This window comes from Paenibacillus xylanilyticus, from assembly GCF_013359935.1.
GTDB classification, from domain to species: domain Bacteria; phylum Bacillota; class Bacilli; order Paenibacillales; family Paenibacillaceae; genus Paenibacillus; species Paenibacillus xylanilyticus.
In genome coordinates, this window is sequence record NZ_JABMCB010000118.1 from 1 (window position 1) to 25,612 (window position 25,612).

The following is a 25,612-nucleotide window of genomic DNA, read 5'->3' on the forward strand; positions in this document are numbered from 1 at the left end:
AACGCATGTAGGAGTCTCAACGGGACAGTTTCAGAAAACTTGGCTTCATCATTCCTGTCCTCGGATAGAAAGTTAGACTTAATTAAATTAGGTCCTTGCTTTTCCTGGTATTAACCAGTTATAGCAAAACAAGTCGCACACATATTGCCTTTTGTTTTTAGGTCAAACTTGATATGATATCCGGTTTTTACAGCCGCATTTTTGAATCCCTGTAAAGGATGACTGCCTGGACGAATGGGCAATACGAAGGGTGCCAGATTACCTCGAGGGTCGCCATCAATACTGTTGAGGCCTGTCCAGTAGCTGACTCTCGTTGGCTCCGGGCTGCCCGGCTGCTTGCGGAAAACATTTTCCCAGTTGTAGTCGGAAATATCGGTGACGTGAAAATCGTACAGACGTCCGATAACTTCCACAGGAACCGTGTCTGCAGCGACATGATGAGCCAGGTTGGTGTTGGCATCCTGCTGTTCGGTGAAGGTGGAGGGTGCATTCTCCGCGATGTTGCGGAACTCCACCTCATAGTTGCCCTCATCTACCCAGACCGGAAGATAAAAGCCAGTATCCAACTGGTTTACCGAGATGTCCACCCAGGTGTGGGCCGGAATAAACTGGCTCCTGTCCGCGTTATAGACGTCAAACGGGAACCGCACCTGTTTGATTCGAAAATATTTGGCGTAGTCCCGGTTGCCATAACCGGGGTAACTTGCTGCGTCCAAATGCTTTCCGATGGTTGGGATACGTACGATAAACGGACGCTCCAGAATGAGTGCTGACCGAATTGGATCCGGAACCGTCTTCTGATTATGTGCTTGGTCATCCGATACCAAGGCGTAGTTTACAACAGGGGTGTGCACAGTAACGGTGTTGATGCCGTTAATTGGCAGCTCTTTGTTTGCTCCGCCATTCACATTTCCGGGCAGCAGATCGTAGTAGATCGTACCGGAGCTTGGCGTGTTCTCCTTGTTGATTAGCGTAGGGCTGATCATGTTGTTTGGTTTATACAGAACATCCTGACCAATCGTTGTAGGGCTAGGAATATTCGATGGCGTAGGCCCATCCTTGGTCGCCTCTGTGTCATCCATTATTTTGGTATTGTTGAATATGACCGAGTCATTATTTACTTTTGCTTGAGGGGTGTTGGACTCCGCCATTCCCTTCAATCTCGATGTATCATCCGGCACACTTGGAGGTGAATTCAGCCCGCCTGTCAATTTAGGTGGGGTATATGATATGGACGTTGTTTGCCCTGGCCTTACATGGCTCTCCACGTTGTCATCATTTTTGGATACCAAGGTCGGTGGTGTATATCCGGTTGGAGTCATGGTGACCAGTTCACCCGGCAAGGCATAATTCTTCATGGTCGCTTTTGCGATCTTGTACACTTCAAGGTTGTTGATTTTCCAGTAGGAGTAGTCACGTGTAATCTGGAAATTGTACGGTTTGGTTACCGTATCATGGGCTGGAACAGGAGGGCCATCCGTGCAGCCTTCCTCGGTACAGATGTCTGGACCAGGCACAGTCCATTCCCTGTCGTAGGAGAGAGTGACATTGCAATCATACGTAACTTTACCCGACATTTTCGCCCATGCCTGGTTGAACAGGTAGTTGTCAGCAAATGCATTGGTATACAGTGACTCAGAAGTAGGGATTCCTTTCAATACATTAAATGTCTCATTACCTCTGTTATCCGACTTTATTACACCGTTGGCATTTGGATCAAGGTCGCTCATACTCATGATGTTTCCTGCAGAAGGTGGACCGATTGTCGGTGAACAGCCGACCCCACCACCGCCTCCGTTTCCTCCGCCACCACCGTCACCGGGATCTTCTTCTACGCCAACCGTTGTAGATGTTGTTAGTTGGAAGTCGTCTTTTTCCCAGAGTACGGTGATGGTTGTAGTACCCCTGCTTATGGCTCGAACTAATCCGGAATTACTAATGGTCGCAACAGCTGGGTTGGAAGAAGTCCAGGTTGTTCTCCCATTGCCGCTGTTCACATTAGTTTCAGCTCCAAAGCTTCCATCACCGGTTTTGGTTTTGACTGTTGCATTTAATTGCTTTGATTGGTTAATGCTGAGTTGACCGCCATCGGTGAGATTGATTTCTTTGGTTATTTCGGCTTTTCCATACCAGTATAGGTCGGTAAAGAATATGTAATCGGCAGAGTATTTAGGAGGATTATACGGTCTGTATGCTTTAGGTTCAATGGCTCCTCCAATTTGCATGGTAAACTTAGTTCTTTTCTCTGTAAAAGACTCCACACTGAGCAAAATAGGCTCACCAGCTTCATAATATGCTGTGTTATCCATGTACTCTGGAGCAATAGAAGTGGAAACAATTTCACTTGCTGGATGCGACTCACCCAGCTTATCTAAATATTCTAAGGGCTGATAACTTGGGGCCTCCAAAGACAAATCAATACATACAGTAGATGAATTAGGCTTATTTGTAGTTGGGTTATTACTTAATGTTTGACCGTTGCATTCCCCATCTACTTGCCACCTCATATTATCTAGTTGATATACGTATATTCCTATATTAGTTATTCCCTTTCCTTCTAGCGGAATTACTTTTTTTTGAGACTTTGCAGGAGTAGGAGGCTCCATGTGTGCAGCTTGTAGGATAGGTTTAATCCCTGGTCCACCTCCTGCGAAGACCACAGGAGATGAATTGAAGACTAAACTTATGGCGATAACCGAGAGTAGTTGTTTCTTCACAGTTTTATAAAAACGCAAGGTACATCACCCTTATTATTAGTTAATTATTAATAGGTATAACTTTGAAGTAAGTTCCATCTTTTAGTCTTAGAAAGACTTCGGGATTTAGTTCCTTATCAAAATGTAGTAAACCCTTTCCCCAGTAAACTGGGTTTTTTACGTTAAAAACTCCCTTTGAACCAAGTAAATCATTAATATGAGGCACACTATAATTTAAAACTGCTTTACTACTAGGGGATATAACAGGATTCATAGAAACAGTCTGAATGAGACTTCCCGCTTGTAATTGATTCATAGAGTTTTTAATATTCATTTCAAATTCGGCGAAAGAATAATACGCTCCTCTTAATGGTTTGCTATTTTCGTCAACGAAAACTGGATAGTAAATACTCCGTGCAGCTCCTTCTAAATAAGGGTTAATAACAATCCAATTTTTCACTTTAATATCAGCATAATTGGTCTTTGTCACTAACTCTTGGTTCCTTACTTTTGCGAAATCACCAGTTACTTTACTATAGTCCTCTGATTCGGGGTATCTGCTTTCTGGTAAAACCTTATACTTAGGTGCAATAATATTTATGTTTGTCCCTCTTAAACCCACCTCACGCAACTCATTCAACCCCTGAAAATCAGCAGGTTTCGTTTTCGCTACATTAGCGTAACGAGAGATCAAAACAGCAACCTCAGCACGAGTTGTAGTGCGATCGGTTCCAAAATTTTTGTCGCTAGCGACACTCATCAGCCCCGTACCGAGAGCAACAGCGACCGCATTTTTTTGGTTGCTTGCCAGTTTCCCAGTAAAGTACTCTTTCGCAGGTATCACGGTGTTGGTTACATCAGATAAGGCTTGTTTGTAATCCGGGTCAACCACCGTAAGCCCTTGCGCCAGCCAAGTTGCCATTTCTCCGCGTGTCAGAGATGCTTTGGCATCGAGTTTTCCATTGTAGTTGGAAGGGATGATGAAGCCTTTTGCGATCGCAGAGGATACGCCACCTTTTGCCCATTCAGGCACGTCGGTGAAGTTGTTTGCTTCTTGTGCAGCAGCATTAGGTTGATCTGTCAGTCGTCCAAGAATACTTGCCATTTCAGCCTTGGTTACAGGAGAACTTGGTTTGAATGTTCCATCGGAATACCCCTTGAAAAATCCTTGTTCTACTGCGGAGTTGATCGCTGCGGCAGCCCAGTGTGTCGAAGGGACATCTTTGAATTTTAGCGTAGCTTGAGCAGCTTCTACCGAACTCCCGATACTCCCAGAACCTATAACGCCTCCTGTGAACAAAGCCAATGCCGTAACTCCAGATAGAATCATTTTCTTCATGAATACTACTCCTTTCCAATTTTACTTTCTGGTTGTACAGCATTTTGCATAATTCGATTTACCTCGCTCCCAGGTACAAGATATAGACGAATAAAAGCATTTCGATCTATATCTTCTGATTGAAAGACACTTTTGGGATTTGCAAAATGCTTAGTATGTACTCGATACTACTAGATACTAAATTTGTAATAATCATCAATATTCTACCATGTATAACTAGGTATTTGGTATTATTTCTCAACATTAATGTTCCCTTTAAGGTGTGAAAACCCCTCCTCTGGACCCATCCAGCCTCAAAAAAACAAAAAAAGGCCACGAATCCGTAGATTCATAGCCTTATGCTTTAAGGTAGTGGTCCATCATATTTTATTGCCAAATTCATATGTTTCAAGGATAACCCATTTTCATCCATTTGAAAAGAGAGAATCCGGAGTAAACAAAAAATCCAGACCGCGCAGGACGCAGCCTGGATTTCGATGACCATCTTATTCAGCTCCAATATGAGCAGGGTGGACGGCTTTACTTCAGTATTCGATAATGTTATGCGCCGTTCCATTTCTCGCCGGTCAGGTACTTCTCGGTCAAAATCGACAGCATCTGAATGCCGACTTCATTATGTCCACCTTCAGGGATAATAATGTCTGCGTACTTTTTGGAAGGCTCGATAAAAGCATCGTGCATCGGTTTAACGGTTTCGAGATATTGTTTATAAACGGATTGGATTGTCCGTCCACGCTCCTCAATATCCCGCAGCACTCTGCGAAGTATGCGAACATCGGAATCGGTATCGACAAATACCTTGATGTCCAGCAGGGCACGCAGATGTTCGTCGATGAGCACATGCAGTCCTTCCACAATGACGATATGGTTTGGTGCAAGTTCAACCGTTTCATCAGCAGCACGGTTATCTATGGTGAAGTCATATACGGGAGCATATGCCGTTTGTCCTTGCTTCAGCAGGGTGAGATGCTCAATCAACAGATCATTGTCGAATGCAAACGGATGATCGTAATTGGTGAGTCTGCGCTGCTCTGGAGTGAGCTGCGACTGGTCTTTGTAATAATTGTCCTGGGATATAAACGTCACTTTGCCTGATCCAAGACGGTCGATGACGGAGCGAGCTACCGTCGTTTTACCGGAGCCGGTTCCTCCGGCGATACCAATAATGAGCATGGTTGTTCCATAAACCTCCCTAGAATGGCAGCATGGTCATGGATAATGGACAGTAAACCAAAATTGATTCAGGCCATTATCCACATGTCTGTCTGTGAATACACAATTCCTTCATTGTACCATAGCGCATCACATTTTTCATCTGAGGGAAGTGACCATGTTTTGCCTACTAGGGATGTGTCTTACAGCCAGCAATCTAGTGCATATTTTTGTGGAATATGCCGTGTGGGAGCTTCCATGGGTTAAGCAGGCGTTGTCCAATGGACCTTTTATCAAACCACTTAAGAATGAGAAAACCGAGCAAACTTCCCGCAGTATTGGCGATTAAGTCATTGATATCTGTGCTGCGGCCATTCCCCAGAGTAACCCGAATAAGAAGCTGCAGCATTTCTATGAGAAGACTCAAGATCAATCCAGCCCTTGCGGCCTCCCGGATAGAGGTAACCAAAGGGCTCAATAAAGGAGAAGCATGAACCCCAGTGGCAAGAACAATAAAATGTTCAGTGCAAAACTCGGTATATCTGCGGTGAGAAGGGGAATCCATTGAATGGTCTTGTACCAAGGTGTCTGATTGGCATATACTCCGATGTTGATGTCGATCGGGAAGAATACAAAATGCATTACTCCCAAAATGTAAACTGCAAATGCAATGATGAGGGCATATTGCTTTGAAGTGTATCTAATTTTAATTACCCTGGTACAAACCACCAGGGCAATTAGGAACAGGATGAACAGTGGACCGAGTACGGTTATGGATGTAATCGTATGTTGAATGGACACGGGACGACTCCTTTACAAAGCTATGATTTACGGCTGATTTAGCTCAATCTTCATTTCCATTCCTTTGATAAATTGCGGATCTTTGATTTCTTCTGCGAAGTCATCTTCGATCTCAAAAGGCTTCACAATCAAGTACTTCGGATCGCCAGATGTGGTGGCATAGATTCGTTCCGATTTTAACTGGTTACCCTCATACAAACCTTCGCCATTTAGTGCAGTCAATTGTCTGCCCTGATCATCGTAGATCGCAAACCCAATATTGCTTAGCTGGTCTTCATTTTTGTTTGTGAGTGCATTTTTGTTGTTCAATGAAATAACCGTAGACAACCGTGTTGTAATCGGCGTAACCTCGGCTTCCGTAACGGATGCGGTAAATTGATCATTGGAAACGACCGTGTTGGGTTGAACATGCTGAATGTCATCAGTTGATTTGGTAAAAGGAATATCCAGCTTGAACTCATGATCAATGCCCTGCAGCGTTAATGTAACTTCGGCGTTAAACTGATCCGGGAGTCCAGCAGCCGCTTGGTCAGAGGGAATGACCTGCTCAAACAGCAGCGTGTCCGGCTCTGTTTCCCCTATGGAACTGTAGAAGAGGCCGCTATCCTGCTCGGTTCCTTGCACATTGAAAAATACGTTATCAATTCCATTGCTGAGCTGCACAATGTCTTTGCCGTTGTCATACTCGCCCTGGTTCAGATTAGGCGCGGTGAAGTGAACCAAAAAGGCTGCACGTGTACCATCATAGACCGTTTCCAGCACTTCAAGCTTCACATCCTGGTAAGATACATTGCTGTTCACGATCTGGGTCAGACCTTCTTCACCTGCGGTTCTTAGTCCCATATCGGCTTCAATGGAACTGAAGAGGCTGCCCACCAATGGAATATTGCGCAATGAATCCGCCATAACGGGAGATACAAAACCAGAGGCAAGTACAGTCACGCCCAATACTCCGGCTGCGATGGTAGCGACGGCTGTTCGGCGTAATCCTTTGTGAAGGCGAATGGGGCGCTGAGCATCCTTTAAATTGGATGTGGAGAGCTCGGGCAATGATTCAAGGGTGGCATCGATTCGAGTACGCACAAGTTTAGACATGACGGGACGCTCCTTTGCTTGTTCTTTTAATTCCTGCTCGATATTAAATGGGTTTGACATGTAATTTTACCTCCCGAAAGTTTTTAAATTTCTGATATAGTTCCTGCCTTGCCCGAGTCAGCCTCATTTTCACCGCACTCTCGGATATATTCAGCGTATCTGCGACCTGACGCAGGGTTAGGTCTTCAAAGTAATGCAGCACAATGACGATTCGCTTTGATTCTTCCAGCCGATCAACCGCTTCTCTCATATCCACCTCATCGTAGGGGCTGGTTTGTTCCTGCTTGGCAGGTACCTCTGCATAGGATGTTGAGAGGGAGCGACGGGACAGCATGGTGTTGCATTCATTAATAAGGATGCGGAACATCCATGTCTTGAAATACTGGGGTTCACGGAGCGTATGCATGGATTTATAAGCTTTTAAAATGGTCTCCTGAATGGCATCAGCCACGTCCTCCTCTTTTCGCAGCATGGATTTTGCTGTATTGTATAGGGAATTTTCGATTTCTCTGATGAGCCTGATAAAGGCATCACGATCTCCCTGAATGGCCTGGTTAACGAGATCGGTTGGATCCATGGGTTACAGCTCCTTTCTGGAATACGGGAAACAGCTTCCCGCTGGTTTTTACATGAATTAGACTTTCAGGTGGTGTATATGGTCACAATTAATTTTAAAAAAGGGAAAAAGGTTTGCTTTATATGGACGAATCGGAGCGCGCTTTACCCTTCGTGATCAAATGGTCATTAGGCATACCAAAAAGCGAAGTTCTCGACTCATGGTCGGTAACTTCGCTTTTTTGCTGTTTTTGGACATGGACTGCTGTTATGGCAGCTTCTATTTTAACCCGACCAGTCACGACGACGAGTGAAGAGGTCCTTCAGTTCGTCTGTCGACAGCTCGGTAATCCAATTCTCGGAACTGGTGATGATGTTGTCGCTAAGCTGCTGCTTGCTCTCCAACATCTCGTCTATGCGTTCTTCCAGCGTGCCGAGGGAGATGAATTTGTGAACCTGAACGTCCTTCGTCTGCCCCATTCGATACGCACGGTCGGTGGCCTGGTTTTCCACGGCAGGGTTCCACCAGCGGTCAAAGTGAAATACATGATTCGCTGCCGTCAGATTCAGCCCCACGCCGCCTGCCTTGATGGACAGGATGAAGACGGATGGCTGTTCCTGTGGAGGCAATGTCCGGGACTGGAACTGCTCGATCATGCGGTCCCGTGCGGTCTTGGATGTACCACCATGGAGATAGAGCACGGGTTCTTGGAGCTCCTGCTGGAGAACTTGCTGCAGCATCTGACCCATACCGATGTATTGGGTGAAAATAAGGCAGCGCTCGCCCTCCTCCCGCAGTTCGCGGACCAGTTCCATCAGCCGTTCCAGCTTCGCGGAGCGGCTGATCAGCATCGCCGTGTCCTGTGGACTATACAGGTCATACTCGGTTCTGGAGCCATCCGAAGACAGCGTCTCCGGCAGGGCTTCCTTGGTCAGAAGCAGCGGATGGTCACACAGCTGCTTGAGCTGGGTTAATGCGGACAGAATGGCACCTTTGCGCTTGATGCCCTCCAGCTCTTTCATTTTATCCATCAGTGCCTGCACGGATTGATCGTATAGGGCACTTTGCTCACCAGTAAGATGAATGTAAGTCTTCATTTCGTTTTTGTCCGGCAGATCAAGCTGGATATTCGGATCCTTTTTCTTGCGGCGAAGCATGAATGGCTTGACCAACTGCTGCAAATCCTGCATTCGCTGCTCGTCCTTGTCTTTCTCGATTGCGCTGATAAACCGGGTTTGGAAGGCGCGTGCGCTGCCAAGGTATCCCGGATTAATGAAATCATAGATGGACCATAGCTCAGCCAGCCGATTCTCGATCGGTGTACCTGTCAGTGCGATGCGGTGTTTGGCCGGGAAACTGCGTACGGCCATGGATTGCTTGGTCTGTGCATTTTTAATATTCTGTGCCTCATCCAGACAGATGGATGCCCAAGTGTACTCCTGCAGCATTTCTTGGTCCAGGGTAGCCGTGGCATACGAAGTAATGATGATATCCACCTGTTCAGTCTGCTCCCTGAATTGATCTCCGCTAAGTCTGCGTGCTCCATAGTGCAGACTGACGTTGATCGATGGTGCAAAACGACTGATTTCCTTCTGCCAGTTCCCTAATACCGAAGTTGGACAGACGAGAAGGGCGGGGGCATCTCCAGGTAACCGCGGCTGGTTTTCCTTAATATGCAGCAAATACGTAATAAACTGAATCGTTTTGCCAAGGCCCATATCATCAGCAAGGCATGCTCCGAGGCCGAATCTGCGCAGAAATCCAAGCCAGGCGAAGCCTTCCTTCTGATAGGAACGCAGTTCGGCATGCAGTCCAGTTGGAACGGGAAGGGATGGAGCACCGCCTTGTCCACCGCCAAGCTGTGCAATGATCCGGTTCAGGTGTTCGTTCAACTCGACTTCAAGCTTGATGTTCTCGGCAGATTGTGGCTGTTCTTCTTCCTGTCCTTCCTGGCGTTTCTGATTACGATACTCACGCTGCTCATTTTGCAGCAGATGCAGGTGCAGGATGTCCTGAAACGACAACCCCTGTTCCCGGTCGACACCGCCCATGGCCCGTCGAATCTGCTCCAACAGGGCAGGATCAAGCGGAACCCATTCTCCGCGAAAACGCACCAGTCGCTCGTTGCGAGCAACGAGATCGGCAAATTCCTCTTCACTGAGATCGGTATCTCCAATCGCAATTCGCCAGTCAAAATGAATGATCGAATCCAGTCCGAAGAATGACTGTCCACGTTCACTGCCTTCCTCCGGCTTCACCTTGGCACGAAGCTTGGGCTTCTTCTTGCGAGCAGCTTCCCACCATCCCGGAAGCAGTACCTGCCAGCCGGATTCCAGCAGTCTGCCGCTGTCCACCGTGAGGAACTGCCACGCCTCCTGATCGCTGAGCGGGTCACTTAGCACATCTCTGCTTCCGCTAATGGAACGGCTGATTCGCGGCAAATGTGCACGCAGCTGCTCCAGCCACCCGGCAGAACGGTCAAGAATGAATGCCGTCCACACTTCTGGCCATTCCCCTTCAAGCCGTCCGCGGGAGTCCAGTCGAACCGGAACGAGCGTAGCTGCGTCCAGCTTGTCCTGCAAAACCACTCGCAGCCGCCATGCGGGTTCATCGTCATCCGGCTCCAGCAATTGCAGGAGAGGGCGAAACGGGGCAGCGTCTGCTTTCCAGCCGATGGAGACAAGCCAGGCCTGGGCATCCATTCCTGCTGTTCTTGGCGGCGTACCTCCTTGAGGGAACAATTGAGGGAACTCGCGCCGCAGATCGGTTGCAGCTTCCTCGGTGCTATACCATCGCTGAAATACCGAAGCAGAGTAGGCTGCGCCGAGTCCCTCGGCGTAGCTCTCATCCGTCTGATCAAGAGCTTTGTTCAGAGCCGTCCGATCCTGGGGTTTCATACTATCCAGATCCCAGCTCCATTGCAGCTGACCTGTGCGAAAGGCGGTGAAGCTGGGGACATACTTCCGGTTCTCAATGGTGGCAGCGAGTGCAGGGGCAAGCCTGATCAGGTGAGCTGCCTGCTCGTCCCATTTCCATTCAATGTGCAGCAGCGTATGCATCTCTGCGAAGAAAGGAATAACTTCTTCCGCAGGCAGTACCACCAGATCAATATCTTCGATCTGCCTAGTCTCCAGCTCTGTTCCGTAGAAGGAGGGAGCATGCCAGGCAAATAGTCGCTGCTTGAGCGACTGCCCGGATACAAAATGATGCGTATTTAGTGCTCCATAGAATAAGGCATCACCGTATCCGGTTAATGCCACATGGACTTCAATCGTTTCGGTATAAGGATGTATAAGGCTCATGAGATCAACTTACCTTTCCGAAGCTCTTCCTGCAGGGCGCGCAGTCTGCTGTTCCGCACCGCCAGTGCGGTAATGAAATCTTCCCAGCGATCCTCTTGCTTCAATTTTTTGTAGAGTTTGGACAGTCTCTTCAGCAGCTTGACCGCTGCTTTGTAGCCGTCCCTGTTCTTGTGTCCAATATATCGCTCAACCGCCTGATGGTAGAACGGGAGCAGCAGCTCTGGTGCGTCTTTTTCAATCGGCTGCAGCACAGCCACGCGGAATTCCAGCGGCTCCGTTTCCGTGCTCAACTGAAAATCAATCCAACGGCGCCACTGTCCACGGCTGTGCATGGCATCTTCGTATGCGGGGCGTGAGTGCGGGAGCATGCTGACAAGGGTATCCCACATGTGATTTTCGGTCTCGGGAAGATGTTCAATTGTCGTATCCCACAGCTTCATGTAATCCTGCAATGGTTCATTGCGGCGGTTTGCCAGCAGTGGTCCAAGCTGAGCAAGCCATGCTCCGAGCCGCTTCCAGTCTGATTCATCCGCGAGTACATGAAGAAAATGCAGCAGATGCTCTGCCGGGATGCCATACGCCGTACTTCCACTCGTCAATCGCTGCCAGGCCTGTTCATCCTGCTGCAAGTGGAAGTACATCCAGCTCTGTGCCAGCACCAGTGACAAAGGCGGCGATTTTCCAGACTTGCCCGTCTGGCTGCTGCCCGTCAAATTCGCAACACTTAGCACGCTTCCGCCGCTGCTGCCTGGTGTATTGACTGCTGTTTCCTTCAACTGGGCCTCTATTTCCTGCAAGATGTTCAGCTCTGATTCGAGAAGTTGCTGATTCTGTACGTGAGGAACGATCCAATTCAGCCATACCTGCCGATAGATTGGTGTAAATAGCATCAACGTGGATGTTTCCGGCATCATCTGTGTGCGGAGATATGTTACCGTTTCTTCAAGCCGTTTCCACAGTTGCTTGAGCTTATTGTCTGGCAGATCAGCGAATTGAAGCGGGCGGGTTAATACCTGTTCCACTCCTTTCTGAAGTGAATCTACAGCAAGCTGTACAGGGTAACTTAGATAGATGGGTGTATGCGTAGTCGAATGACGAGCAGGTATGCAGTACCGCATAAGGTACAGGTGGACATGAAATTCAAATAACTGATCCATGCCAGCAGACAGCTTGGGTTTAATCGCATAGAGTTCGTCGGCTGCTTCCTGCACATACGCTGTACTTGGCGTGCCTGTACCCAACCTGGCCTGACATTTTTCGAACAGTTCGTGCCACTCCATGATCTCCAGGCCTTCAAGCTCTAATGCCCGCTCCTTGATCTGACTGTACTGATGATGGGGGATGTCCAGATCCTGGTCGGAAACATAATTCGAGTGTGCAGACATGGAAGCCACGGGCTTGGGAGCATGTTTCAGGGCCGTGCTGGAATGAGCGTTCACAATGGCATGCACTGGGCGTTCCATCAGCTCGGCATAAGACATCATAACCGCAATCATATGTTTACAAGTTGCGCCCACTGGGCAGGTGCAGTGACTAGTGGGTAGGGACTGAATACTCAAGGTGACTTCATAGTCTTCGGAGCCTTGTACGCCAGCTATAATTCCATGTTGTTCGGTAAAAGTTAATGATCCAACACGTTTCTGTTTATAATATTGGAATCCGCGCATGATCGTCAGATTGTTAAAGTGCTCGGCGACTTCTCTGATCAGCTGCTGCCACTGCGCATCATCCATTTTCATGTCAATCGGTATATTCATCATTCCATCTCCTGGGCAATCATAGGTTTAACGGTCCATACGAATTAACGATGTATGGTGTGGATTTTCTGTATCCATCATATCAGTTATGAGCGGCTCCGTGCATGGATTGAGAGAACTTGTAAGAGACTTTTTGATGAAGATAATCCGAAACGGCTAAGTGTTCCTTCATCTACTAGCATGCGTTATCGCTCCATATTGTGTATGCTTATCGTATGTATTCCTTTCAGGAACGATACAGGCCCTCGAAGTGGTCAATTCAATCAACAGGAGAGAGCATATATGAAAATACTTACGTTAAATACACACGCCTGGGCGGAAGAAGATCAGTTGAACAAGATAAGCCAGCTGGCTGACTTTATCAATACACACCAGTTTGATGTAATCTCCATGCAGGAGGTCAATCAATCGATACAAGAGGCGGCATTGTCCGCGGAACACTTGCAGCATTTTGTTGTCACCGATCCTGAGGCTGTCATTAAAAAGGATAACTACGCCTACGTCCTGCTGACGCAACTAACCGATACCTATTACTGGACATGGGTTCCGACTCATATCGGATTCAGCAAATACGATGAAGGCCTGGCGATTCTGAGCCGAACGCCGATTACCCAGTCCTTTGGAGAATACGTTTCTCATATGCGTGATTACAGCAACTACCGGACACGCAAAATTGTGGGTATACAGACGGTCGTTGAAGATGAAGCAACCTGGTTTGTGAACGGACACTATAACTGGTGGGATGATGAACAGGAACCTTTCAAGGGACAATGGGAACTGACCGAGAGCAAGCTGGCTCCTTATATGGATCAGCCGCTGTTTATCATGGGAGATTTTAATAATGTTGCGGAAGTGCGTGGGCAAGGCTACGATCACATAGTCGGTCATGGATGGAATGACCTCTATACCACCGCAAAACAGAAAGATGATGGAGCGACGGTCGTCAAAGCCATTGCCGGATGGGCTGATAATAAACGCGATTTGCGTATTGATTATATTTTCTCCAAACATCCAGTGCAGGCAAAGTCTTCGACCGTGGTGCTTAACGGCAAGAATGGTCCGGTTGTATCTGACCACTACGGCGTAGCCGTGGAAATCTAGAACGGCATTGCATTTTCATCAAACGAAAGCCTCCGCTGTGTTCCTGTTATTAGGAAATGCAGCTGGAGGCTTTTTTCATGTCTTAAGATTATGTACTTTTAGATTATTATGAACTCTTTCTATTCCTACTCTAGTGCCAGCATCTCTGTTACAAATTTTTTCAAATTTGCACTGGTTTCGCTGAGCTGCTCAATACTTTGCATAAACTCGCTGACCAGCTGTGCCTGATCCACAGTTGCGGTCGTAATCTGACCGATCTCCAGCTCCATATGCTTCATGGAATTTTGAACGCTGCCTAGTGAGGTTTCGATATCTGCGGCTGCTTGTTTGGTATGATCCGATAACTTTCGAACTTCACTGGCAACCACGCCGAAGCCACTTCCCAGATCGCCGACACGAGCGGCTTCAATCATGGCATTCAGGCCAAGCAGGTTGGTTTGTTCAGATACTTCACGAATCACGTTGGTTACCTTGGTTACACTGACCGAATTCTCTGCGGCTTGTTTGGAGTTGCGTAAAATCTCTTCCGAAGTCGCAGATAGTTCCTCCGAATGTGCTGCAATTTGCTGGATGCCGCCTAACAATGCGTTAATGGTTGCTTCATTTTCACCGATGAGTTTCTCAAGGGTAATATGATTATCCAGCGCGTAATTGACACCTAATATGCCTACAACCTGATCATTCTCTTTAATTGGAATAAGAATCGCATCAAAAGGTCTGCCTTGCAGATCGCCCGGCATCCGTGCCACGGTACGGGAATCGCGGTTCGTCAGCATTTTGAAATCCTTATAGTCTTCATGCAGCTCGTCCCCTACGTTTACACCAATCTCCAGACCGTTGGCTTCGGCAAAATATAGCACTTTCTCATGATCATTAATAGATATGGAAACATCATCACGAAACATCTGTCTTACAAAAGGCATAGCATTTACCAAAGATTCAAGAATACTCAAGGCTCATCTTTCCTTTCCCATACAAAAAGTGGAATTTCCAGTCTAATACCTATATCGGCAGGGCTTTCCCATTTTTAAACCGATTATATGATCTATTCTATCTGAAAGCGCAAACAAATTTCTATAGCCACCAACAATCCTGTCAGTTATACTGGGTGTAATATTTGGCTGTTCAGAGGATAAAACAGGAGGAATTGACCCATCAAGGGAGATGCTCACCAAGGTTAAGCGCTATACTCTATACTTTTCAGGCAATACATTTGCAGAGATGTTGTTAATCCCAACGGGAAAGGAATGTGGCAATCCATGACAACGTATTTTGATGAACCGCAGAGTATGAACTACCGGTTTGGAGAGGATCAGGATCAAGTGCTGAAGGTGCTGGCTGAGAGATATATCGGAGCCAATGCGCAGGCTGACTTTGTGTATCGGGTGTTTCAGAAATCAGGTATTCTGCAAAACGAGAAAGGGTTGTATGATCTCAATCTAAGCGAACGTTTCCCTGATACCCAAAAAGGACAATTAGCCTATGCCGCAGCACTCGTCTGGGGAGATGAGGACCGGAATCTAGATGTGCTGATCCGCTGTTACGGACCTGTTCGTTTCTATTTCAATGAGCAGTTGGTGTACCGCTCTACGGTGATGGATGAGATTAATCCGGATGCGACGGTAAAGCTTGGAATCGACATCAAGCCCGGGTGGAACACGTTATTGCTCGAAATGAGATATACACCTGCCGGTTTTGGATGCCAGTTTGGTTCAGATGAAGGGAAAGTGCGCATTCTGAATGTGCTTGCACCTTTTCAGGAACGTCAGGGACAGGCCGGATGGGTTTACTCCAAGCCTGTAAGCAGAGATGAAGCTCTCTCTTTCATCACATCCGGAGGCAGTCATCCTGACTGGAACCTGCGTGGAATGGAACAAGATCATCAACTGGAATGGCTGCCTGAAACGGAATGGCCTGTTGAAATGAAGAACAAGCCTACCCTGCAGCGATTATACGGACATCTTCCGGGACAGCGGGTGTATGCTTGGTCAAGGATAAACAATAGTGATTCGACGGGCAGCTCCATCCGATTATCCGGTCATTCTTCGGGTCCGCTAACGATATGGCTGAATGGCATACCAGCGGTACAATTAAAGGAAGCGGGATCGTTTGAGTCGGAGGTGCATGCACCTTTCGGCCGGAGCGATCTGCTGGTTTGCAGTGAATGCAGCAGTGATACCGCTGAGCCATGGCAATTCACTTTAAACGCAGCCGTGAATGGGAAGCAGTTGGAACTCGAGCTGCCCAGACATGTGCATGGAGCTTCAGGAGAGAAGTGGATGTATGTCGGTCCTTTTGAATATGATGTGGAACCTGATGTTAAGGAAATGATGCGGACAGATCGCGTATACACGTTAAGTGTGTCACAGGACAGCAATGGAGAAGGTAGCCAGCATGTGCATACAAAACGAACGTATTGGCAGCTGGATCAACCGGATGCATGGATTCGTCCTTACTACGAGAACGCCATGTTAAGCAACAAATGGACTGTCGGCAGTGTAACCAACTACGGTCGTTGGGATTATCCGCTGGGTGTAACCGTATATGGACTGCTGCAGACGGGACGTTATTTGCATAGACCGGACATTATTCATTATGCAACAGAACATGTGCAGGCATGTACCCGGATGTATGATTACTCGCTGTGGGATCGGGAGCAGTATGGATTTCCTGCAGTGAATCAGCAGCTGGTCATGCTGAAAATGCTGGATAACTGCGGGTCCTTTGGTTCAGCCATGTTGGAGGCGTACCCGGAATGCCATGAACCGACGTTTTTGCCGATTGCCGAGCGAATCGCCGATTTTATGCCCTCCCGGTTGGAACGACAGGAAGACGGTGCGTTTTACCGTGAGTGCATTGGGGAGTTTGCCGAGAACACGATGTGGGCGGATGACCTTTATATGAGTACGCCGTTTCTCGTTCGGTATGCCCGCCTGTCAGGAAACACGTTTGCTCTGGACGAAGCAGCCAGACAATTTATACTGTACCGCAAGTATCTGTTTATGCCTGAATTTAAGATTATGTCTCACGTATACGATTTTAAATATGATCAGGCGACACGTATTCCGTGGGGACGCGGGAATGGCTGGACACTATTTTCCCTGACTGAAGTATTGGAGGCTTTACCCGAAGAGCACCCTGACCGCCCGGCATTAATCGATTTTTTTAATGAATTATGTGAAGGGTATGCGGCTTTGCAGGGAAAGGATGGATTATGGCATCAGGTGTTAAATGATTCGGAGACATACCAGGAAGCTTCCTGTACTGCGATGTTCGCCTATGGATTTGCGCGGGGGGTTCGATTTGGCTGGTTACAGCAGCCTAACCGTTATATTAAAGCTTCTGAGCGGGCATGGAACGGACTGACTTGCAAAGCAATTGATCGACAAGGCAATGTACACGGGGTTTGCAGTGGATCAAGGTATGCCTTTACGGCAGAATATTATGATAAGGATTTACTTACTGTAACGAATGACAATCATGGTATTGGTATTATGATGCTGGCAGGAACCGAGGTTGCAAAGATGAAGGAATACTTGACACGGCATACGAAAACCTCTACTGCTGTGACGCATTCCTAAATATATGACTTGAAAAAAAGATCAACGAAATAACTGCCGGAAATGGGCTTTCCGGTGGTTATTTGAACATGAACCATTTCATCGAACCATCGACATGTCCAACTCCCTTACTTTTTTGACAGGAAAGCTTACTTTTGTTTATGTCATGAGCAGCCATAGGCCGTTACAATAGTTTTTGTAAGCGATTCCATAAAAGCAAAAAGGGGAGGAAATTCATTCATGTTGATCACCAAAAAGTGGGTTACCCTGTTCTGCATGTCCCTGTTATTGTTTGCTACAGCTTGTTCCGGAGGATCTTCTGGTTCAACGGCTTCATCTGGTGACGGAAGTGAAGGAGATGCCTCGGGCAGCATTCAACTGCGCATGACCTGGTGGGGATCGCAAACTCGCCACGATCTGACAACCAAAGTGATCAAGCTGTTTGAAGAAAAGCACCCCGGTATTACGATCAAACCGGAATATTCCGGTTGGGACGGTTACATGGATAAACTGACTACCCAAGTGGCCGGTTCGAATGCTCCGGATATCGTGCAGATGGATTATGCTTTTCTGACCGACTTTGCCCGTCGCGGCGCATTGCTGGATCTGACCCCATATAGTCAGAGCAAAGAGCTGCGCACAGAGGATCACGACGAGAGCATGCTCAAGGCCGGATCAATTGACGATAAGTTATATGCGATTACATTGGGCGTAAACGCCCCCGGCGTCATCTATGATGCTACTCTCTTTAAGGAACTCGGGATCGAGGAACCACAGGAAAGCTGGACGTGGAAGGATTTTGGTGATATTGCCACCCGGATTGCAGCAGCCAAAGGGGAGGGATTTTACGGTTCAGCGGATATATCCGGTACAACCAACATGTTTGAGGTATTTATCCGCCAAACGGGCAAAGGTCTGTTTGAAGATGGAACGATCACGGCGACCAGCGAAGAAATGCAGCAGTGGTTCGACATGTGGGGCACCCTGCGCACAAGCGGTGGCGTAACAACCGCCGAGGTGACGGCATCCACAACGAATGCACTGGAGACACGCCCGATCTCGCTCGGTACAGCAGCCATGGATTTTGCATGGTCCAACCAATTGCTGACGTTTCAGCAGGTGAATAAAAACCAGGATCATAAGCTCGGGATACAAGTCATTCCTCATGGTGTGGATGAGAAGCAAATCGGCGAATACTTGAAACCAAGCCAGTTTATCTCCGGCTATGCCAAAACAAAACACCCCAAAGAAGTGGCCATGTTTATCGACTTCATGGTGAATGATCCCGAAGCTACCGCCATTCTCGGTTCGGAACGCGGTGTGCCTGTCAATTCAAGCATCCGTGAGCAGCTGCAGCCAACACTGCCAGAGGCGGAGCAAGCCATTTTTCAATTCATCGATGTTGTATCCAAGAACTCCAGTGAGATTGATCCTCCTTATCCGCAGGGATTCTCCGAAGTGGACACCAGCTTCAAAAGTGCAAGCGAGCAGATCGCTTTCGGTCAAGGCAATGCATCGGATGTGATTGCTCAGTTTATTGAGGGAGCCAAGGCCACCCTTGCGTCGAGTCAATAACCGCTTGTCTGGTTCCCATATGTCCAATTCTGCGGGGAGGTTGCGAAGATGAGTACAACACAGGTCAGTCAGGCCCGAGCCGAACGAGTGACAGCCCGGAGGGTGAAGCGGAGATACGCACATAATAGAGCAGCACTGCTGTTCCTTGCTCCATGGCTGATTGGTTTGTTGTTCCTGACTCTTGGTCCAATGCTGGTTTCGTTATACATTTCATTCACGGATTACAGTATCCTGGCCGCCCCTTCCTGGGTCGGTCTGGGTAACTACACAACCATGTTTACTTCGGATAAGCTGTTTACCCAATCGCTCAAAGTTACCTTTACGTATGTTGCGGTGTCCGTGCCGATCAAGCTGATCTTTGCCCTGCTTGTAGCGATGCTGTTGAACAAGGGGATCCGGGGTCTCGGCATTTACCGGACCGTGTACTACATCCCAACCCTGCTTGGCGGCAGTGTGGCTATTGCCATGTTGTGGCGCAAAATGCTGGGTGGCGACGGATTGCTCAACGGTGTGCTTGCGATGGTGGGCATCAAGGCGCCGGATTGGGTTGCCAATCCGAAATACGCCCTGTACTCCATCGTGCTGTTGTCCGTGTGGCAATTCGGATCGTCCATGATCATTTTCCTGGCAGGCTTGAAGCAGATTCCGCCTGAATATGATGAAGCTTCAGCAGTTGATGGAGCAGGTCCATTCCGGCGTTTCTTCTATATAACGCTGCCGATTCTGTCGCCGGTGATTTTCTTCAATCTGGTGATGCAGCTGATTACGTCTTTTCAGTCGTTTACGCAAGCCTTCGTCATTAGTAACGGCAGCGGGGGGCCGGTTAATTCAACACTGATGTATTCCCTGTATCTGTATAAAAAAGGATTCTCTTTCTTTCAGATGGGCTATGCGTCCGCAATGGCCTGGGTGCTGGTGATCCTGATCGGTGTGTTTACATTGCTGGTATTCCGCAGCAGCAAGCTGTGGGTCCATTATGAGGATGGTGGAAAATCATGATTGGACAACGGAATTCTGCGGCTTGGATTGCCATGAAACATATCCTGATCTCTGGAATTGCCTTTGTCATGTTGTATCCGGTGCTCTGGATGCTGGGCAGTTCGTTCAAGCCGGGACATATGATTTTTAGTGAAACATGGTTCTGGCCGCAGGAATGGAACTTTCAAAATTACATGAATGGCTGGACGGGAATACAAGGAAATCCATTCTCCCGTTTTCTGACCAACTCCATTGTCCTGTCACTGGGTGCCGTGCTGGGCAATGTGGTCTCTTGTTCAATGGCGGCATATGCCTTTGCCAGACTTGATTTTCGTTTCAAGGCCATCTGCTTTGGCTTGATGTTAATGACGATCATGCTGCCGCATCATGTGACGCTGATCCCACAATATATCCTGTTCAACCATTTGGAATGGGTGAATACGTACTTGCCTTTGGTCGTGCCAAAATGGCTTGCAACCGACGCCTTCTTTATTTTCCTGATGGTTCAGTTCTTCCGGGGTTTGCCCAAAGAGCTTGATGAGGCGGCCACCATTGATGGCTGCGGACCTGTACGCATCTACACCAAAGTCATTATTCCGCTGGCCTTTCCGGCACTGGTGACCACAATGATCTTCACCTTTTTATGGACATGGGATGATTTCTTCAGCCAGCTGATCTATCTGAGTGATGTCAGCAAGTACACAGTACCGCTGGGACTTCGCCTGTTCCTTGATTCCAGTTCCCAATCCGATTGGGGTCCGATGTTTGCCATGTCTGTGCTTTCGTTGGTGCCTTGTTTTATCGTATTTATCGTATGTCAAAAGTACTTCGTGGAAGGAATCGCGACCTCCGGACTCAAAGGTTAATTCCAAAACGAAATGAGTTGATTTCATGGGGAAACGAAGATTATCCCTGTTTATCAATCAAAAGCTGCAGCAAAGCAAGCTCACCACACTGATGGTGACTTGCTTTATTGCGTTTAACCTGCTGCTCGTAACCATCATCGTCTGGCTGGCATATCAGTCCTTCTCTACGGTGACCTTTACCGAGATCAGCAAAGCACGGCTGGCGCTTCTGAACGAGAGCACCCGGCGGGGGTTTGATTTTATTACAGGGGTGACGGGGACTGCCTATTCGCTCGCGAGCAACCGGGATCTTACGAATTTGTTGGAAACAGCAGGAACAGGGAGACTTACGCAGATCCATCAGCGGCGAGAACTGGCCAAAATTCTGGACCATACACTTGTCGTTAGCGAAGGCATTACCTCGGTGGAATTGTATACAGATGCTTACAATGGTGTTACTGTCACGATGGCTGACCGAATCTTTCCAGTGGATACGATTGCCGGGGATTCCTGGTTCGCAGCACTGGAACAGGCGGACGCAGCTTGGGTGCCTTTGCGTGAAAATGAATCGGGACATTCCCTGGTTGGGTATGCCCAACGTATCTTTGACAGCCGTGGGGGTACGGTGGCTTACGTTCTGATCCGCTTAAGTCGTGATGATATCGTACGCCGATTTGCGGACATGCCGATGGTGTTGGATGGACAGGTACTGCTGGTGGATACGGCGGGCAATGTCGTTATGCAGATGGGAGATGCAGACCCGACGAAGGAATCTGATCAAAATTCCAATGGTAATGCTGCTGCAGCAAGTGCAGCGGACTCATCCCTGCCAGTGAACTCATCCACTAAAGGAACTCTACCGGTTGTAGACAGTAATTGGATTCGAACCCATGCCGAACATAATGAAGACGGATTTGAAGTGGTATCTGGCAATGCTGGCGGTGCACAACTCGTGTTATATTCCAAACCCGCTACACTTCAGTGGCGTCTGGTGCAGACGATCCCTGTACATACACTGCTGTCTCCCGTCAGGTACGCCGGATGGCAGGTGCTTGGCATTGCTGTGGTTGGACTGCTATGTTCTGCCGTATTTGCGTATCTGTTCGTCCGTCGAATTGTACGTCCCCTTCGTCAGCTGATCAAACGAATGAGGCAGCTCGAGAAGGGAGACTTTGAGACCCGGGTCCAACTCTCGTTTACCGAGGAATATGCTCATCTGGCTTATGGCTTCAATCATATGGCATCCAGATTGACGGAGCTGATGGATCAGGTCAAGGAGGAGAGCCGTGCGAAGCGGGAGGCCCAGACGAGCCTGCTGGAGGCGCAGATCAAACCCCATTTTCTCTACAATACACTTGATATGATCCACTGGCGTGCGCTTGATTATGAAGCCAAGGACATCAGCCGCATGATTGTGCAGCTCAGCAAACTTTTACGCATTGGACTTAGTGGAGGCAGAATGTTTATTAAAGTTCGTGATGAGCTGGAGCATGCTCGTTGTTATGTCAGCATTCAGGCTGAACGGCTGCCGTTCTCCATTGATTATGAGGAAAAGATTGATCCACGTGTCCGTGGTTGTTACATTCCCAAAATTGTTTTGCAGCCCTTTATTGAAAATGCCGTCATGCACGCGCATCCCCAAGAGGAGAATCTTCGAATACGTGTGGCGATCAGCGAAGAAATTGGAGATCCTTCACAAGTGTTTATTCGGATTATGGATAATGGTCAAGGCCTGCCGGCAGAGTGGAAGCTGGAAGACTCACGTGGTATTGGAGTGAGAAATGTTCATCAGCGCATTCAGTTATATTGTGGCAAGGGATATGGAGTTGATCTATGCACAGGTCATTCGGGAGGTTTGGAAGTGACCATCTGTTTGCCGCGCATTGAGACGGAAGAACAGTTAAATCTCTGGCTGGACGGTGAGAAGGTATGAAAACCATCATGCTTGTAGACGACGATCCACATATTATAAAGGCATTAACTGATCATATTGAGTGGCCCTCCCTCGGCCTTCGTATTGCAGGCACCGCTTCCAACGGAATTGATGCACTGGAACAGTTTGAGCTGCTGCGTCCCGATCTGGTTATGACGGATGTATATATGCCGGGTATGACAGGACTTGAGGTGACACAGGCGCTCCGGCGTAATCATCCTCATCTGCCAATCATTATTCTAAGTGGTTATGATGAATTTGAGAATGCTCGTGCCGCCATGCGATGGGGGGTTAATCACTTTTTGCTGAAACCGGCGGAGGTAGAGGAGATTGAGTCGGTGCTGCGTGAAGTTCTGTTGGAGCAGGAAGTGCGAGAGCGCCATGAGCAGCTGGAGCGGACATACAAGCAGGAGATTGGGAAAGTAGTTCCCTATTTGCGCAAACAGTTTCTGCACGAGCTCCTGACTACACGCTATCAGGCAGATGAGTTGCCGCAGGAACGTATGGATTACGTGGGTATTCCGATGTCTTCGCAGGTACGTGCGATTAGTCTGCAGCTGAATCGTCCCGGATTTCTGGCACGGATGAAAGAGCGGGACTGGCAGCTGCTCCGTTACGGGGCAGCAGATATTATTCAGGAGACGGTTAAGGAACAGACTGCGCACATGCAGGACAGCCAGGTGGAAGTTCTGGACTATTCGGATCAGGTGTTTGTACTGCTTCTTTTTGGTAGGGAGGAAATGTCTGGACAGTTCGAAATACTTGTTGAGCGGATGATTGATCAGATATTTACGTATCTGAAATTGGAAATGAGCGCTGGGATTGGAACACCCAAAGAGCATATATGCGAGGTAATGGACTCCTATCTGGAGAGCAGAGAAGCGCTTGAGATGGCGGAATTTCAGGGAGGCAGTCGTGTCTATCCATACGATTCAATAGAAAAAGTAGAAACGGATGTCACCGATTATTCTTTGCTGCTGCGGCAGTGGAACGAGTCATGGGCAGATATGCGGACCGATCTGGCAGAGGAGATATGGCTGCAAATTCGCCATTTATTTGAGGATGGCATTTGTACTAATATTCAAGATGTACAGGTTGTGGCCGTAAGTCTATTCGACACCTTAATTCATAGCTGGAACAGACAATATCCCTTATTGCAGCCGCCACTGGCGATGAGTGAGTTTCTGCGGGATATTCAATCCAAGTATTCACTACAGGATTTGCTATGCTGGATGGACGCCATTATTGGAGACTGGATAGAGCAGACACGGAAAGAGATGACGGAGAAAAAAAGCAATAGACTGGTGGATCAGGTGAAACAGTACGTGGAGCAGCATTATGCTGACGAAATCAGCTTTGAGGCCATTGCCAAGGGACTTTTTGTGCATCCCAAATATTTGAGTCAGTTGTTCAAAAGGGTGACCGGGGAGAATTTCGTGAGTTATCTGAACGGTTATCGAATTCGAAAGGCGATGGAGCTGCTGCAGTCGGGTCATTATATGGTCTACGAGGTTAGCGAGATGACGGGCTTTCGTAACGCCACGTATTTCAGCCAGGTTTTCAAGATGCTTACGGGTAAGAGTCCATCCGAATTCGGATAGGGCACTGGTCCATAATCGTAGTAATATAGAAAGGAATAGGAGGAAAGTATAGATGAACATTGAAAAACAGGACTTTATTGTGAAAGGATTGGCTTACTCCATTAGATCCGCAGAGGAAAAGGATGCTGAGGCATTATCTCGGCTTCGTGTACAGATTGATGGAGAGACGGAGAACATGGATCGGGAGCAGGGCGAGGCCTTTATTGGGCCAGCTGAATTTACAGAGATTATTCATTTGGATAAGGAGAAGGATCGAAACCTGTTCCTCGTTGCTGATGTGCAGGGAGAGATCGTTGGGTACTCCAGATGTGAGGGTTCCGATCTAAAGCGATTTTGTCATAAGGTTGAGTTTGGTGTATGTGTTGCCAGAAATCACTGGGGATACGGAATCGGGAAGAAACTGCTGGAGCTGTCGATCCATTGGGCAGACACGAGTGGTGTCGAGAAAATGACGCTGAACGTGCTGGAAACCAACGATAAAGCGATAGAACTGTATAAAGGAATGGGTTTTGAAATTGAAGGTATTATGAAAAAAGACCGTAGACACGCTGACGGTAAGTATTACGATACGATTGTGATGGGTAGGTTTAAGAGTTGATTGGAGTAGGTCTGCGTTCAATAATACTGTTGTTCATATGTTAACTACTATATATAGAAGAAACAGGATCTAGTATGGCTGACGGATATCGTAAAGGTTATTTACAGATTCCTATTATGGTCTCCAATAATATAAGCTAGAAAGGGTAGCGCGATATAATAAGCTGCCATACTTACCTGAACACTAATACTAGATAAGGTTGTCTGTTTAATTGTGCTGACTAATATCGGCTTGCAAGTATAATAGATAAGATCAGTATGCTCGGTTTGATTATGTGAGTAACAGCAAACATACTTATGCTATTCGATTCAATTACCGAGTAAGTTATTTGGGATATTTTACATGTAGTAATTAATGTACCGGCGTGATATATTATATTTCCGGCCAAGAAAACACGAGAAACACGGTGCGGTAAGCAAACCAAATAAGCTTCGAAAGAAACTTAAAAAAAACTGCTTGCTAAATTGGTTCGGACGTGATAAGATATAAAAGTTGCTGAAGAGAACAACGCTCGGATGCAAACGAAGTTTGATCTTTGAAAACTGAACAACGAGTGAGTAACGATCTTGCTTGCAAGATCAAAATTGAGATTTTAATCTCGTCAGATTCAAAATGAGCTAATCGCTCTTTTCAATACTTTATTGGAGAGTTTGATCCTGGCTCAGGACGAACGCTGGCGGCATGCCTAATACATGCAAGTCGAGCGGACTTGAAGAGAAGCTT

The 25,612-nt window shown here is 47.6% G+C and carries 18 protein-coding genes and 1 rRNA gene; 9 read left to right on the top strand and 10 right to left on the bottom strand.

Going from position 1 to position 25,612, the window contains the following annotated elements; all coding sequences use genetic code 11:
• Positions 1–110 precede the first annotated feature (110 nt).
• The 9 genes from HP552_RS01280 to HP552_RS01315 form a co-directional block, all read right to left on the bottom strand.
• Positions 111–2,309 (bottom strand): DUF5704 domain-containing protein, encoded by a 2,199-nt coding sequence (locus HP552_RS01280; protein ID WP_246310714.1) that lies wholly within the window; start codon positions 2,307–2,309, stop codon positions 111–113.
• A gap of 448 nt (positions 2,310–2,757) precedes the next feature.
• Entirely contained in the window at positions 2,758–4,035 is a 1,278-nt protein-coding gene (locus tag HP552_RS01285; RefSeq protein WP_175393909.1) for an S-layer homology domain-containing protein, read from the bottom strand.
• A gap of 540 nt (positions 4,036–4,575) precedes the next feature.
• Positions 4,576–5,208, bottom strand: a complete 633-nt coding sequence (udk, locus tag HP552_RS01290; RefSeq protein ID WP_175393910.1) for a uridine kinase — start codon at positions 5,206–5,208, stop codon at positions 4,576–4,578.
• A 196-nt stretch (positions 5,209–5,404) separates the two neighbouring features.
• On the bottom strand, positions 5,405–5,752 hold the full coding sequence (locus HP552_RS34805) for a VanZ family protein (protein ID WP_246310715.1): 348 nt from the start codon (positions 5,750–5,752) through the stop codon (positions 5,405–5,407).
• Positions 5,662–5,988, bottom strand: coding sequence for a hypothetical protein (locus HP552_RS34810; protein WP_246310716.1), 327 nt, complete (start codon positions 5,986–5,988; stop codon positions 5,662–5,664). Before HP552_RS34810 ends, HP552_RS34805 begins: the two co-directional genes overlap by 91 nt.
• 27 nt (positions 5,989–6,015) lie before the next feature.
• The gene (locus tag HP552_RS01300) at positions 6,016–7,143 is read right to left on the bottom strand and encodes a DUF4179 domain-containing protein (protein WP_175393911.1); all 1,128 of its coding nucleotides are present in this window, start codon (positions 7,141–7,143) and stop codon (positions 6,016–6,018) included.
• Entirely contained in the window at positions 7,127–7,660 is a 534-nt protein-coding gene (locus tag HP552_RS01305) for a sigma-70 family RNA polymerase sigma factor (protein ID WP_175393912.1), read from the bottom strand. The genes HP552_RS01300 and HP552_RS01305 overlap by 17 nt, the downstream gene beginning before the upstream one ends.
• Before the next feature lie 263 nt (positions 7,661–7,923).
• The gene (locus HP552_RS01310; protein ID WP_175393922.1) at positions 7,924–10,932 is read right to left on the bottom strand and encodes a DEAD/DEAH box helicase; all 3,009 of its coding nucleotides are present in this window, start codon (positions 10,930–10,932) and stop codon (positions 7,924–7,926) included.
• A 5-nt stretch (positions 10,933–10,937) separates the two neighbouring features.
• Positions 10,938–12,701, bottom strand: coding sequence for an SWIM zinc finger family protein (locus HP552_RS01315; protein WP_175393913.1), 1,764 nt, complete (start codon positions 12,699–12,701; stop codon positions 10,938–10,940).
• A 279-nt stretch (positions 12,702–12,980) separates the two neighbouring features.
• On the opposite strand from HP552_RS01315, the gene HP552_RS01320 reads away from it, so the two are divergent.
• Positions 12,981–13,799 carry an endonuclease/exonuclease/phosphatase family protein gene (locus tag HP552_RS01320; RefSeq protein WP_175393914.1) on the top strand — a complete coding sequence of 273 codons (819 nt, stop codon included), beginning with the start codon at positions 12,981–12,983 and terminating at the stop codon, positions 13,797–13,799.
• Between the two features lie 125 nt (positions 13,800–13,924).
• On the opposite strand, the gene HP552_RS01325 is transcribed toward HP552_RS01320, so the two are convergent.
• Entirely contained in the window at positions 13,925–14,752 is an 828-nt protein-coding gene (locus HP552_RS01325) for a methyl-accepting chemotaxis protein (protein WP_175393915.1), read from the bottom strand.
• 306 nt (positions 14,753–15,058) lie between these two features.
• Here HP552_RS01325 and HP552_RS01330 point away from each other — a divergent pair, with 306 nt between their 5' ends.
• The 8 genes from HP552_RS01330 to HP552_RS01365 form a co-directional block, all read left to right on the top strand.
• Positions 15,059–17,380 carry a glycoside hydrolase family 88/105 protein gene (locus tag HP552_RS01330; protein ID WP_175393916.1) on the top strand — a complete coding sequence of 774 codons (2,322 nt, stop codon included), beginning with the start codon at positions 15,059–15,061 and terminating at the stop codon, positions 17,378–17,380.
• A gap of 219 nt (positions 17,381–17,599) precedes the next feature.
• Positions 17,600–18,934 (top strand): ABC transporter substrate-binding protein, encoded by a 1,335-nt coding sequence (locus HP552_RS01335; protein ID WP_175393917.1) that lies wholly within the window; start codon positions 17,600–17,602, stop codon positions 18,932–18,934.
• Between the two features lie 48 nt (positions 18,935–18,982).
• Complete coding sequence (locus tag HP552_RS01340; protein WP_217506281.1) at positions 18,983–19,933, top strand: carbohydrate ABC transporter permease; 951 nt, start codon at positions 18,983–18,985, stop codon at positions 19,931–19,933.
• Positions 19,930–20,778, top strand: coding sequence for a carbohydrate ABC transporter permease (locus HP552_RS01345; RefSeq protein WP_175393918.1), 849 nt, complete (start codon positions 19,930–19,932; stop codon positions 20,776–20,778). The genes HP552_RS01340 and HP552_RS01345 overlap by 4 nt, the downstream gene beginning before the upstream one ends.
• A gap of 25 nt (positions 20,779–20,803) precedes the next feature.
• Positions 20,804–22,690 carry a cache domain-containing sensor histidine kinase gene (locus tag HP552_RS01350; protein WP_175393919.1) on the top strand — a complete coding sequence of 629 codons (1,887 nt, stop codon included), beginning with the start codon at positions 20,804–20,806 and terminating at the stop codon, positions 22,688–22,690.
• Positions 22,687–24,291 carry a response regulator gene (locus HP552_RS01355; RefSeq protein ID WP_175393920.1) on the top strand — a complete coding sequence of 535 codons (1,605 nt, stop codon included), beginning with the start codon at positions 22,687–22,689 and terminating at the stop codon, positions 24,289–24,291. The genes HP552_RS01350 and HP552_RS01355 overlap by 4 nt, the downstream gene beginning before the upstream one ends.
• A gap of 52 nt (positions 24,292–24,343) precedes the next feature.
• Entirely contained in the window at positions 24,344–24,889 is a 546-nt protein-coding gene (locus HP552_RS01360) for a GNAT family N-acetyltransferase (RefSeq protein WP_175393921.1), read from the top strand.
• A 638-nt stretch (positions 24,890–25,527) separates the two neighbouring features.
• Positions 25,528–25,612: ribosomal RNA gene (locus HP552_RS01365) — 16S ribosomal RNA — on the top strand; the annotation flags it as partial.